The organism is Coleofasciculus sp. B1-GNL1-01 (genome assembly GCF_040220235.1).
GTDB lineage: Bacteria > Cyanobacteriota > Cyanobacteriia > Cyanobacteriales > Coleofasciculaceae > Coleofasciculus.
The window spans coordinates 21,338-34,036 of the sequence record NZ_JAVJTO010000069.1 but is presented as its reverse complement, the minus strand read 5'-3'; the positions used below and the strand labels follow the sequence as shown (position 1 = coordinate 34,036).

Below are 12,699 nucleotides of genomic sequence, written 5' to 3'. Positions count from 1 at the left end.
TGAAAAGCATGAAAGAAGAAAGACAGCAAGAGCGGGAGTCCTCCCTGAAACAGCGAAGAGAGAAATTAGGTTTAACTCAGAGAGATATAGCACTAGCTCTGGGAAAAACAGTCCAAACCATCAGCAACTGGGAAACAGGCATATATGAGCCAAAGATGACTCCCCGTGAAGTTAAAGCACTGTGTCGGCTGCTGAAATGGAGTTTGGAGGATATGCCAGACGAGTTTGGCATACCTAAATCTCAATCGGCGGATAATGAGTGATCTTAACGAAGGAAAATCGGAACTAAGACGCATCAGAGAATCGGCTAAACTGACCCGTTCTGAGCTAGGAAGGCGCATCGGAGTTTCTGAACGCCAAATTTACGACTGGGAAAATGGGATTAAGCTGCCACGAATTGACAGGGCGGTTGCTCTAGCGCGTGAGTTAGGCGTTTCGCTTCAGACTGTTTGTGGGGCAATGGGTCTTGATGTCACAGGTGTTCCAGATGAGACACTATAGCCATGAACAGATGAGTTAAAGGGTGCATCGTGATTAAAGATGATCAAAAAACAACAGATCGAGCAGGAATCACCCCTCAAAAGCCGCAGAGATGAGTTGGGTTTGACTCAAAGGGATGTGGCTGTAGCTGTCAATGTATCTGTGCAAACTGTAAGTAACTGGGAAACGGGACGGTACAGGGAAGCCAAGCTGACTTTGCCGCAAGTAAAAGCACTTTGTCGAGTATTGCAGTGGACGATTGATGATTTGCCTGATGACTTAGCACCACCGCGATCGCAAGCTTAGGATGAATGGCACGCTCCTTAAATGGAATAAGCTGTTCGGCATTTAAACTTTAATGTCAATAATGGCGAAAGCGGTGTAGTGCGAGCATCTTGCTCGCTACTAATACCCAATTTAAATGCATGACAGCTTACCACCAACTTGGACGCCAGGAAATAAATTTCCGGCTAAAAGCTCAAGTCCATTAAAATGGACTACAAACTAGAGATGCACTCAGCTCGATTCTGACCTTTAGCTTTTGGGGGCAAGATCCTCCCCATACATAAATGAAAGGGATTTCCATTCGCCCCCTTACCACCCCTAATTTTCGATGAAAGCTAGAATCCCATTCAACAGCTAACTCGCCATGCAAATTACCCAATGTCTCCATACAGCTATTCTCGTCTCGAATCTGGAGAACGCCAAACACTTTTATGGCAACATCTTAGGGTTATCGAAAGTCGAGCGATCGCTAAAATATCCAGGTGTCTGGTATCAGATTGGCGATGTTCAACTCCACCTCATCGTTGACACTACACTCTCAACTCACCTGCAAAACCCGGAAAAATGGGGGCGCAATCCTCACGTCGCCTTCTCAGTGGCTAACTTAGATGACACCAAAACCAAGCTATTGGAACATAACTGCCCGATCCAAATGAGTGCATCGGGTCGTGCGGCTTTGTTCACTCAAGACCCCGATGGTAACATTATTGAACTAAGTCAAGTTTAGTTATTTATCCTTTGTCATTCGTCGTTATTCAAAACCCGGTTTCCTTAAGGATCGGTCAGGGCGGGTTTTGAACAAACATGATCATCGATAGTGAAACGAAAATCCCTAAACCCGCCCCTACACAGTCAAAATGCAACACCAGGTTCCCTCGAAAGACGTGAAGGGTCAAAAATGCGAATCGTCGCCTACCTCTACACTGATCCCCTCTTAGAATCTCCTCCAGATCCAGTTATCTGGGGGTGGGAAGTGGATCACGTCTATCAAGATTTGGGGGGGCGTCAACAGTGGCGACAGCTCATTGCTGATTGTCAAACTGAACCGACTGATTATCTGCTGATCCGCCGTTTAGAAGAACTGGGCGACTCCATTACCCAAGTGAGCGATCGCCTCACTCAAATTCAAGCCCTAGGCGTTATTGTCATGGCGACTGAACAATCCTACTCCTCCCATGACCCCAACTCCCAAACCAACTTACTCGAACTCCTCAGTGAAGTTCAGCAAGAAGCCAGTTCTCGCCGCCTGCGTCAAGGACATGCCCGTAATCGCCTCAACGCCTTACCCCCACCGGGAAAAGCCCCCTACGGCTACCGACGGGGCAAAGACCGCTATATCCTGGATCGCAGTACCGCGCCCTTAGTCAAGGATTTTTTTGACCAGTTTCTGCTGTACGGCTCCTTACGCGGTGCGGTACGGTATCTGGAAAAAAAGTATAGTAAAAAAATCTCTGTAGCAACGGGGAAACGTTGGCTAACCAGCCCCGTCTATCGGGGTGATCTCGCCTATCGCAACGGAGAAGTTATCTGTGACACCCATAGCCCGATTCTCAACCGCGAAGAAGCCGCCCAAATTGACCGTCTGCTGCGTCGCAACCGTCGCCTCCCGTCTCGAACCGCCAGCGCCCCCCGTTCCTTAGCGGGTTTAGTCGTCTGTGGTGAGTGTCAATCTCAGATGAGTGTTACCAGTGTCACTCGCCCCCGTCAAACCTGGGAATATGTTTATCTGCGTCCAGTTAACTGTCCCAAGCGCCCTAAATGTCGTGCGATTCCCTACCAGCAGGTTTTAGATTCCACAATTCAAACCATTTGTCAAGAGTTACCCCGTGCCGTAGCCGGAATGAACCTACCCAACTTGGATGAGGTCAAGCAATCTCTCAAGAGCAAAATTGCTGAGCAAAAAGGGGTATTAGACCAGCTTAACCACTTAACCGCCACAGGTGTTCTGGATACTGAAACCGCCCAGCTTCGCGCCTATAAGCTTCGCACTGAACAGTCTCAACTCCAGGCACAGCTTGACTCTCTACCCCCGGTGAATTTAGGCGCGATCGCGCAAACCGTATCCATTCCCCAATTCTGGTCAGATTTATCGGAATCTGAGCGCCGATTTTACTTTCGAGAATTTATTCGGCAAGTCAAACTCATTCGCCAAGGTAAAGAGTGGCGGCTTCAACTGATTTTTATCTTTTGACAAAAACGGTATCATACAGGAGTCCGAATAGAGTATGATATCTAGCTTGGGTGCATATCGTGACTCATGTAAGTTATCCTGATTATTCTATTCATACTAGGTAAATCAAGGATAATCCCATCCCAACCAGGTGCAACTGCCTCAAATCACTGATGAATTAGGACGTTAGCGAGAGGCTAAGACCTGGGAATTTTTATGGATGCTGCTGAATTGCTAAAGGGTTATGCTGCCGGAGAGCGAGATTTTGAGGGAGTTGAACTCCGGGGAGCCTATCTGACTGAAGCAATTCTCAATGGGGCGAATCTGAGGCGCAGCGACTTGAGCGGTGCTAATCTTAGTGGTGCTAGTTTAAAAGGATCAAACCTGAGCGAAGCCAATCTGAGTCAAGCCAACTTAAGTGTCGCTAATTTAAGCAAAGCTGAACTCAACGATGCCAATTTAACGGCGGCTGAGTTAGTCAGAGCCACGTTGATTGAATGTAACTTAAAACGGGCTAATTTGACAGAAGCGCACCTGCGGGAAGCTAGCTTGATGTTTGCCAATCTTGCCCAAGCCTGTCTTTATCAAGCGGATTTACATGGCGCGATGCTGCACCAAGCTATTTTACATTGGGCAAGCTTAAAGAATGCGGATTTAATTGGGGCAATCCTACAAGGGGCGGATATGAGGGGTGCTGATCTTAGTCAAGCTTGTTTGATTCGCGCTGATGTATCCAAGGCAATTTTGATGGTTGCTGATCTGCGAGGGGCAATTGTTATGGGGGCTAACTTTAAAGCCGCCGTACTCACAGGCGCTGTTTTGCCAGATGGTAAGATGCATCAATAAGTAAGGTCTGCTGAATAAGTGTTGTGGTGAGGGAGAGCGGGGGAAGCGGGGGAAGCTGGGGAAGCAAGGGTACATTTGTCCTGAGCAAGGTGATGCCATACTTATGAAGGATGCTACCCGATTTCCTTGAATCAAACCCTCTGTCAATAAAGCTCAAAGTATTGATGGGTTTTGCGGTTTTGGCTTTGTGCAGCAAGCCCTAAGTAGGTGGACTTTCATTAAAGTTAACGGTTGAGATTAGGGAACTCGTAACAGGGAACAGTAAGGGTGCTTAAGTGCTAAAAACGATTTGTCCATTCTGAATGGCGACTAACTGCATTTTCAACGGTCCTGCTGTAGAGGTTTGGTCTTGGGCGATCGCTCTCACCGCCAGAGGTTGCTCAGATTCGGCTAACTGTTCTATAAAGCGAATCAGGGTAGACGGATCACCATCTGCAACTTGAATCGGACCGAGGACTCCAGCGCGACGGGCGCGAAACTGAGAGGCGGCGAGTAACTGATCAATGCGCTGTTGCAGTGCCTTATTCGTCAAGGTTGAAGCATCGATAGAAACAGCGGCTAACACTTCCCCTGCGTCAAACACCATTTGATTAAGCGCTGCATCAGCAAAGGCTTGAATCGGTTTTTCGCCAACCACATAGTTTCCGGCGGAGAGAATTCGCACCACATAATCTCGACCATCTTGAATTTGCTCGATTAACTGTTCGGCTTGGGCTTGAGTAATTTGAATCAGGGGTTCCTGCGGTTCCTCAGATCCGGGCAAAATAATTTCCGTGGCGGTTCGATTGGCTTCCCGTAAAAGTTGATCAACCGCCTCAGATGCGGCTGACGGTTCAACAATACGCACCACGCCAAATGCCAGCACTTGACCGCGCAAAATTGCCACATTGCCCTGACGCAGGGCTTGATAGTTTTGATAATACTGCTCCAGAATATCGACTTGCCGTTCTAAAAACGCCAGTTGTTGTTCTTGCTCTTGGAGTTGTTGGGTGCGTTGGGCGATGAGGAGTTCCCGTTGGGCAAGTTCCTCTTCCAGTTGAGCCAAGCGAACTTCCCGTTGGGCGATCGCCTCTTTGAGTTCGGCTTGCAGTTCTTGAAGACGGGCTTCCCGTTGGGCGATCGCTTCCTGGAGACGGGCTTCCCGTTCAGCCATGGTTTCAATCACGTTATCTTTTTGGGCGAGTTCCTGCTCTTTTTCCCTCAGTTGTTGATTTCTCTGCTCAAGTTGCTGGTTTTTTAGCGCCAGTTGCTGGCTGGTTTCCTCCAGTTCCTGATCCCGTTGAGCCACTAACTCTTTAAGCTGGCTAATGTCTGTCCTCAGTTGATTCCGTTGCTCAATTAACTGCCCACGTTCAGCCAAGAGTAACTGAATTTCTGAACGTAGATTACTTGCCTGTTTTGAGATATCTCGCAGTTGAGCTTGAGCCTTCTGGAAATTGCTGTTCAGTTCATCCAGACGCTGTTGCACTTTGGCTTGCTCGGCTCTAGTTTTAGCCAGTTCGCCCTCTACTTGTTGTTTCTGGGCATTAACAACTTCCACATCCCGACGCGCATGTCTAAGTTGTCGCAGAATGTTATCCAGTTGAAACACCCCTTCCCGCAGGGATTCACTCAGACCGAAGAGAATACCCAAAGTTGAGGCAGAAATCAAACATCCGGTCATAATCGTGACCACCGTCGCCGTTTTACGAGGACGTAAGTTAAATAAACTCAGCCGCGCCTTGCCAACTTTCGTACCAATGCGATCGCCTAAAGTTGCGAGGACTCCTCCCAACAGTAATATTGCCACAATCAGGATGTAAGCGCTGGTCATCACGATGCTACGTCTGTCCAGATACAGCCTATCTTATGGCTGAGGCGGATTATATATTTTTTTGGGGTTCATGGTTGATGGTTCATGGTTCGTTGGGATTGGAGAAATTATTCCTTATCTCCCCTGCACCTCTGCACCTCTGCACCCCCGCACCCCCGCATCTTTGCTCAGATTGTGCATAAGGTATCTACCCCTCAGAGATAGATGCCATTGAAAGCGATATATCAAGGATATCTACCATGCAACTCAAGCACATTGGACTGACAGCCGTTTTAACCCTCTTAGCAAGTGTCTCCACCTCAACCTCTGCCCTAGCGACTCTACGGTACAGTCCAGAGGGTACACCAAATCCTTATATGCTGGAACTGGAAAATCCTCAGATTGCTCAAACCCCATCTAGAGAGTTGGTCAACTGGCTCAATAAAGGAATGTCTTTAATCAAAGCCGGAAACTATGCTGAAGCCGTTAAAGCTTATGACAAAGCCATTGGAATCAATGGGGAGAGCGCTGATGCTTGGATGGGTCGCGGGTTTGCTCTATATGGCTTGGAGAAGTATCCAGAAGCCGTTACAGCGTTCACTCAAGCCACGGAATTTGATCCCAGTTTAGTTGGGGCTTGGGTTGGCTTAGGTATGGCTTTAGATGATACAGGCAAACCTGAAGATGCGCTCGCTGCTTATGATCAAGCCTTGAAAGTAAATCCTAACAGTGATTGGGCTTGGTTCCATCGGGGAATTACCCTGGGACGGCTGGAACGTGATCAAGAGGCATTAGAGGCTTATAATCAAGCTGTTCGCATCGATCCAGACTACGAACGGGCGTGGTTCAATCGCGGTTATATCCTGGTTGAATTAGAACGTTATCCAGAAGCAGAAACGTCATTTGCCGAAGTCGTCCGCATTAATCCAAATAGTGAGCCAGGTTGGTTCATGCGCGGTCTGGCGTTGCTTGAAATGGAGCAAAATAATACTGCTCTCAAAGCTTTTGAACGGGTGTTATTAATTAATCCAGAGAATGCTAATGCTTGGTATAACAAGGGCATTATTCTCGAAAACTTAGACGGGGATGATTGGGAAATTTTTGCCACTTATGACCGAGTAGTGCAACTGATACCTGATGATGTGGGTGGCTGGTTTAAGCGAGGGAATGCTTTACTCCGTTTAGATCGCTACGCAGACGCCTTGAACTCTTATGATCGGATGTTAGAACTTGATTCTGATAGTGAGGTGGGCTGGTATAACCGGGGAATCGCCCTCGCCCTGCTGGAACGGTATCATGACGCGATCGCATCCTTTGATGAAGCCCTACGTATTAACCCGAACAATACAGAGGCGAAGGAACATCGGGACAAATTGCAGGAACTGGTACAGCAGCAACCCCAAGACGCGATCGGATAATCAATTGCTGACAACAAATACAGGGGCATTTGTCATTTGTCATTTGCCCTTTGTTTTTTGCCCTTTGTCCAATAGCCTTTGTATCATGCCATACTGTGTAATAAGTTTATTATACCTGTAGTTATTTTGCAAGCAGCATTAACCTTTTTCATTTCTACCAAGTGAGTGCTTCTGGCGCTAAATCAAATAACTCTTTCAACTCTGAGAGAAACTGTTGCTGACGCTGCATTTCTTTCCAAATTGTGGGATGTTGCATTCTTTGTAATGCTGTAATCATAGGCTTGAGTTGATCTGAAAGGGTGTCTGTTTCCTTTTTCTTAATATATTCACCCAATCTTGCCCGATAGTTGTAAAATGCTTCTTTTCTGGCTTCGACTAGATAGTCTCGGTCATTTAAGCGTAATACCTCAATCGTATAGTCTGCTCGTTGATAATCTTTTGAATCTAGAGAATATCTGGGCAAAAAATAGAAGGTATCAATTAAGTCAATTTCCAGAAAATCCATCGGATCTTCCTTTCGCGGATCGATAAGGACTGGCTCTCCCTGTTCTGGCTCCACCACCGGAGCGCCCCGTCTTCGCGCAACTTCCCTCAGTTGACCCGTTTTATCCGAAAAAACAGCATACTTATTATTTTTGCCGCCATTACATTGACCGCAAGCATATAAATAATTTTCCCAGACAAAAACAGCTTCAGGATATAGATCCTTGGGTTTAATATGCTCCACTTCATCAGCGACAGAATCTTCACAATAACCACAGCGACGAGCGCCACAACACATTTGAGTTAAAGTTTGACGCACTTGGCGAAAGGTGGGGTTTTTTGATTTGTTACGTCTGGCAAATGCTTTTTTTCCCTGATCAACTCTTTTGGCGTAATTTTCTATACCGTTAATTTCGTTTTGCCATACATTTAATTGGTTTTGAGCCGTTTTAGGTAAATTTTGATGTGGAAGCCGTATCATTGTTGTGACACTTCAGATTAGGGCTGATTTATTCATTCGGAGTATCTATCGCACTGTATTGGACTGACACAGCTACAATTGTGGAATAGATTTGACCATTGAATCGGGCGCAAAGCTTTGCGACCCTACGGTTTTTGGATGTGATCGTCATTCATCCAATTTAGATGTACCACGCTCATGTTATCGTAAAACATGCTCCTATAAATTATATTTTTATAGGTTTTTTCTATCCAATGAGCATCTTATTAGCAGACTTTATGGGGTGAAGTTGGCATCATTGCCCGCAGTTTTTCTTGTTCATTTCGCTCATCTTCACTGAGTTGTTCACGCAGTTCCTTCCGATTCAACTCAGCCAACCGTTTTAACCGCTTTTTTGATTCGTCTGATCGCGTCACATCTGCACCAAATGCTTCTGTACCATACGCATCTAAGACATTACCATACAGTAAGCGATCTAAATCTTTTCCCGTTACCATACCCCCTGATTCGTTACTACCTGGTTTAGGTAAACGCCAGACTGTTCCCACGGTTGCGGCTTGGCAGATTAGAGGACTATGGGTTGTGACAATAAATTGAAGATTGGGAAAATGTTCTCGAAACCAAATCCCGACTCGCCGTTGCCAAGTAGGATGAAGGTGAGCATCAATTTCATCGATGAGGACAACACCAGGAGGAATAATTTTTGTTTTGTCATTGGAATCAAAAATAGATTCATAACCGTAAACTCTAGTAAGTTGGCGAATCAGTTCAAAGGTTAGGCTTAAAATCGAGCGATACCCATCACTCAATTCCTCAACTGGCAATCGACAACCATTGCCATCAACAAATTCAACCCCCTTAGAGGAAACGTGTTCCAGACGCGCTTGATGCGGCAAAAATTCACTTTGATTCACAAACTCTTTCACAGAATCAATCAGGTTTCCTTCTGGATCACCTTCCAGTTTCTTGAATTGTAACTCTTGCAGCCACTGTAAACATTCAGTTAGAGCTACATCTTCACCAAACAACGATAAGTGTGCGGCTACTTTTGGATTAGAGGAGAAAAGCTCGTCATAATCTTTATTTCCACCCCTGAAGCGTCGAAAGGGACCAAAGCCAGCCGAAAACCAGCAAGCTCTTTTTCCCCATAAACCTCGTCTAGGATTATACCCATCTACTTCTAGATCGTCTATTTTGACATCATTTTTGCTCTTGATAAATTCAATCAAAACAGGAAAACCATGAAATCCAATCGATTTATCCCCTCCAGGTATTTTGTCAAAACGGCTATCATACAATAAATGGACATAAATTTCCCCAGGATTTTCATTGTCTCCATAGTCTTCATTTTTGTTTAACCACTCATTCCAATTTTGCCGAAGTGCAATAGCATTAGTCGGGCCAAACAAAGCTAATGCAATAGCGCGTAATAAAGTTGACTTACCTGAACCATTATCACCAATAACTACGTGCCATCCCGCACACTGCTCTAAACCTATCTTCCAATATAAATTTTCAATTGAGCGGATATTAATCATTCCAATTTCATTAATATACATAATCCCTTCATTTAGTTTTTTGTCGGATAAGTATCTTTCCCACCAAAGCCAATGGTGCAAGAACTGAAATCTACAATAGCTGATGCGATCGCGCTTTCCGCCAATCCCCCGAAACCCTCTGCGTACCTCTGCGCTAGCCTCTGCGAACCTCTGCGTTAAAAACATTCACTCCGGGAAAGAATCCAGCAGCACAGATATCCCTCGCACACCCACCACCGCCACCAAACAGCCCATCACCATCAGGCTTAAAAGTCGTAAACTAACCTGTAGCGATCGCAGTCGTTGTTCCAATTCGCTGTCATAGTGTTGGGCTAAGGTTTCCAGCGTCTGATCCAAGTTTCCGCTTTCTTCCCCCGTGCTAATCATCTGTAGCGCTGTTGCGGGTAATTTACCCTGGAGACTCTGACTCAATGGTTGACCCATGCGAACGCGCCGTCTAGCCCAAGAGAGTTTGCCTTTCATTACCCTATCTGGGATATGGTCTCGCAGTAAATCCAAGGCGGTGAGGATAGAAACCCCACAACTTAACGGTAATCGTAACTTAGCCAGATAAATGAGCGATCGCGCCTGCACAATTTGCCCGAAAATAGGTAGCCGTCTCACCAGTTGCAGCCACAAGGGACTAGAAAAGCGAGACAATAGGACGATCATCACCCATAATAGCAGCGCGATCGCTAACCCTCTTAACCAAAACTCTGGTTTAATAATTCCTGTTGCATTCGGGTTAAAAATAGCCGCCGTTAACACCAAAAATCCCCAAATTGTCGCTATAGCTGAACGTTTTACCGACCCATATAATCGTTCCTGTCTCGCTTGCGTTTCAGCGTCTTCGGCGAGGATTTGACAGGTTTGGGGTAGAGAACCGCTATATTCAGCTAAACGAATTAAGCTAATCGTCCAACGGTTAAAATAACGGCGTTCACAGGTTAAGGCGGTGGCGAAATCTTGACCCGAACCAACAGCGAGACTGACTTTCTGTAAATAGCGTTTAACGGCTGGGTTTAAATCATTTCCCACCAGGGTTAAGCTTTGCTGTAGATTTATACCCGAATTGAGTAATTTAGCAAGCTGGGAGAAGATTTTAGCATTTTGGCGATTTGTCATTTGTCCTGATCTAGGTTTACTACCCCCTTTATAATCCAGTCCGCTTTTAGTGAGATTAGTTTAACCGGATTTGATATCAGACCCCTTCCCACACCCCTGGAGCGAACCTCTCCCTAGTGCAGCGCCCTTGGAAATACTTGAGCAGCTTCGTAGATACGATGAAGCTGGGGAAGCTGGGGGAGATAGTGCTGTTCAGTTATTTCTGCCTTCTTAGACTAGGTTTAGCGACTTTCCAGGAAAAATCGCGATCGCTAACGTTTTCAGGTAAACTCAAATGTTGCTTATTCCAGCCTTATGACCCCCAATCTACGGAGAAATAACCTTGGCTATAGAATTGCGATCCTACGTCTATATAGATAGCTTACAGCCGCAGCATGCGGCATATATGGGGACTGTGGCGCTAGGGTTCTTGCCATTACCTGGGGATACGTCGCTATGGATTGAAATCTCACCCGGTATCGAAATTAACCGGATTACCGATGTGGCGCTCAAATCGACCTCTGTACGTCCCGCCGTGCAGATGGTGGAACGACTCTATGGGGTTCTGGAAGTCCATGCGAATAAACAAGGCGAAACCAGGGCGGCGGGAAAAGCGATTTTAGCCGCCCTAGGCGTCGGTGAACGAGAACGTCTTAAACCGCGAGTTGTCTCTAGCCAAATTATTCGCAATATTGACCCCCACCAAACTCAACTGATTAATCGCACCAGACGGGGACAGATGATTTTGGCAGGACAAACTTTGTATGTTTTAGAAGTCGCACCAGCCGCTTATGCTGCTTTAGCCGCTAATGAAGCCGAGAAAGCCGCCTTAATTAATATCTTGCAAATTTCGGCAGTAGGCAGTTTTGGACGCCTCTACTTGGGCGGTGAAGAACGAGATATTTTGGCAGGTTCGCAGGCGGCGCTGACAGCACTGGAGAGCGTTCCTGGGCGAGAACATCCCGGCGCTGGTGGGAAGGAGTAAAGTAGGGGAGCTGGGGGAGCAGAGGGAGCTGGGGGAGCAGAGGGAGCTGGGGGAGCAGAGGGAGCTGGGGGAGCAGAGGGAGCTGGGGAAGCAGAGGGAGCTGGGGGAGCAGAGGGAGCAAAGGCAGAAAAAATTCAACCGGATTTCCCCCAAGAAATTTGTTTAACTCTCTTGCAGAACACTTGCCAATCGCTTTAATACCTGTAGCACATCATAAAGCTTATTCTGTCGCAATAACAACAGGGAGAAGACATCAGAAAAATCATAGATAGCTGGGTCTCGGTTCACCAGCTTAATAAACATATACAACCCTCCATCGGTGATCATCCCATAAAGCGGTTTATCACTTTGAGGAGTTGTCATCATATAAGCCAACGCTTGAGGAATTCCGGCTTCAAAGGAAATCGACTTCTTTGATTCTATTACCGCACTCCAAAACTGCCGTTGAAACACTAATGTATCAATCCGACCCCGTAGCTTTTCATCTCGTTCCTCTAGCACAACGTCTACGGAATACTCATTAGTGATTAAAAACGGTTCATCATCCAACCCTGCCAACTCCAACAGGTGAGCAACAATCAGCATATTGACTGTTGCTTCCGCCAACTCCCCCTGCATTCGATGGCGCACAAAGCGGCGTTTAATCTTATCTAGAAATGCTCGTTCTGTTTCGGTTAACTCTGGTAAATTATCATGCCACTCCGGAAAAAAGAGATCACTGTCGGCTGGGTTCAGTGTAAACCGCTCCTGAAGTTGAGCCATATTAGTAATGGCTTGAGAAATAGCTAGAGATTGAGTCATATTAATTAAACTCTTTAAAATCTATTTATCTTGTAACTGTAAACCTCCCTTGATCAATAATAATCCTAAATCAGAGTTTTTTACCCCTATTATAGTTTAGTCCGCGTAGGCGGACTTTGTTTGTGTAGCAGCGATTTCAATCGCCATAGCTGTCTAATCACCCGCGTTGTCGAACTGAAACAGTATCCGCCATCTTGCCATCTGCCCCTTTCCATTGAACAATAGGTGAGGTGAATGTTTAAAAATTTAAGAGAGAGCGGTTCCTCAGTCGAGGACATACACGAAAATGTAGAGGGAGCATGTCAGGGAAAGCACAAAAGGTTCCGCATCAGACAGG

At 46.2% G+C, this 12,699-nt stretch carries 13 protein-coding genes; 8 read left to right on the top strand and 5 right to left on the bottom strand.

What is annotated here, in order from left to right; all coding sequences use genetic code 11:
* Window positions 1–8: 8 nt before the first annotated feature.
* The 6 genes from RID53_RS16745 to RID53_RS16720 all read left to right on the top strand — a co-directional run bounded on the left by RID53_RS16745 (window position 9) and on the right by RID53_RS16720 (window position 3,781).
* The gene (locus RID53_RS16745) at window positions 9–263 is read left to right on the top strand and encodes a helix-turn-helix transcriptional regulator (protein ID WP_446389169.1); all 255 of its coding nucleotides are present in this window, start codon (window positions 9–11) and stop codon (window positions 261–263) included.
* The gene (locus RID53_RS16740; protein WP_446389168.1) at window positions 256–501 is read left to right on the top strand and encodes a helix-turn-helix domain-containing protein; all 246 of its coding nucleotides are present in this window, start codon (window positions 256–258) and stop codon (window positions 499–501) included. The genes RID53_RS16745 and RID53_RS16740 overlap by 8 nt, the downstream gene beginning before the upstream one ends.
* A gap of 39 nt (window positions 502–540) precedes the next feature.
* Complete coding sequence (locus tag RID53_RS16735) at window positions 541–786, top strand: helix-turn-helix transcriptional regulator (protein ID WP_446389167.1); 246 nt, start codon at window positions 541–543, stop codon at window positions 784–786.
* Window positions 787–1,129: 343 nt separating this feature from the next.
* Window positions 1,130–1,492, top strand: a complete 363-nt coding sequence (locus RID53_RS16730) for a VOC family protein (protein ID WP_446389166.1) — start codon at window positions 1,130–1,132, stop codon at window positions 1,490–1,492.
* Window positions 1,493–1,663: 171 nt separating this feature from the next.
* Window positions 1,664–2,956 (top strand): recombinase family protein, encoded by a 1,293-nt coding sequence (locus RID53_RS16725; RefSeq protein ID WP_446389191.1) that lies wholly within the window; start codon window positions 1,664–1,666, stop codon window positions 2,954–2,956.
* 195 nt (window positions 2,957–3,151) lie between these two features.
* Window positions 3,152–3,781: a pentapeptide repeat-containing protein gene (locus RID53_RS16720; protein ID WP_446389165.1), complete on the top strand. Its 630-nt coding sequence runs from the start codon at window positions 3,152–3,154 to the stop codon at window positions 3,779–3,781.
* 271 nt (window positions 3,782–4,052) lie between these two features.
* Here the strand turns inward: RID53_RS16720 and RID53_RS16715 are convergent, their stop codons facing one another.
* Window positions 4,053–5,594 carry a DUF3084 domain-containing protein gene (locus tag RID53_RS16715; protein WP_446389164.1) on the bottom strand — a complete coding sequence of 514 codons (1,542 nt, stop codon included), beginning with the start codon at window positions 5,592–5,594 and terminating at the stop codon, window positions 4,053–4,055.
* A gap of 239 nt (window positions 5,595–5,833) precedes the next feature.
* Here RID53_RS16715 and RID53_RS16710 point away from each other — a divergent pair, with 239 nt between their 5' ends.
* Entirely contained in the window at window positions 5,834–6,991 is a 1,158-nt protein-coding gene (locus RID53_RS16710) for a tetratricopeptide repeat protein (RefSeq protein ID WP_446389163.1), read from the top strand.
* A 154-nt stretch (window positions 6,992–7,145) separates the two neighbouring features.
* Here the strand turns inward: RID53_RS16710 and RID53_RS16705 are convergent, their stop codons facing one another.
* The 3 genes from RID53_RS16705 to RID53_RS16695 all read right to left on the bottom strand — a co-directional run bounded on the left by RID53_RS16705 (window position 7,146) and on the right by RID53_RS16695 (window position 10,597).
* Window positions 7,146–7,955, bottom strand: a complete 810-nt coding sequence (locus tag RID53_RS16705) for a hypothetical protein (protein ID WP_446389162.1) — start codon at window positions 7,953–7,955, stop codon at window positions 7,146–7,148.
* 245 nt (window positions 7,956–8,200) lie between these two features.
* On the bottom strand, window positions 8,201–9,493 hold the full coding sequence (locus RID53_RS16700) for an AAA family ATPase (protein ID WP_446389161.1): 1,293 nt from the start codon (window positions 9,491–9,493) through the stop codon (window positions 8,201–8,203).
* A 165-nt stretch (window positions 9,494–9,658) separates the two neighbouring features.
* Window positions 9,659–10,597 carry a type II secretion system F family protein gene (locus tag RID53_RS16695; protein WP_446389160.1) on the bottom strand — a complete coding sequence of 313 codons (939 nt, stop codon included), beginning with the start codon at window positions 10,595–10,597 and terminating at the stop codon, window positions 9,659–9,661.
* Window positions 10,598–10,919: 322 nt separating this feature from the next.
* Here RID53_RS16695 and RID53_RS16690 point away from each other — a divergent pair, with 322 nt between their 5' ends.
* A complete protein-coding gene (locus tag RID53_RS16690) occupies window positions 10,920–11,561 on the top strand; it encodes a hypothetical protein (RefSeq protein WP_044204270.1) in 642 nt (213 codons plus the stop codon).
* 162 nt (window positions 11,562–11,723) lie between these two features.
* On the opposite strand, the gene RID53_RS16685 is transcribed toward RID53_RS16690, so the two are convergent.
* On the bottom strand, window positions 11,724–12,362 hold the full coding sequence (locus RID53_RS16685; protein ID WP_446389159.1) for a type I restriction endonuclease subunit R: 639 nt from the start codon (window positions 12,360–12,362) through the stop codon (window positions 11,724–11,726).
* Between the last annotated feature and the right edge of the window lie 337 nt (window positions 12,363–12,699).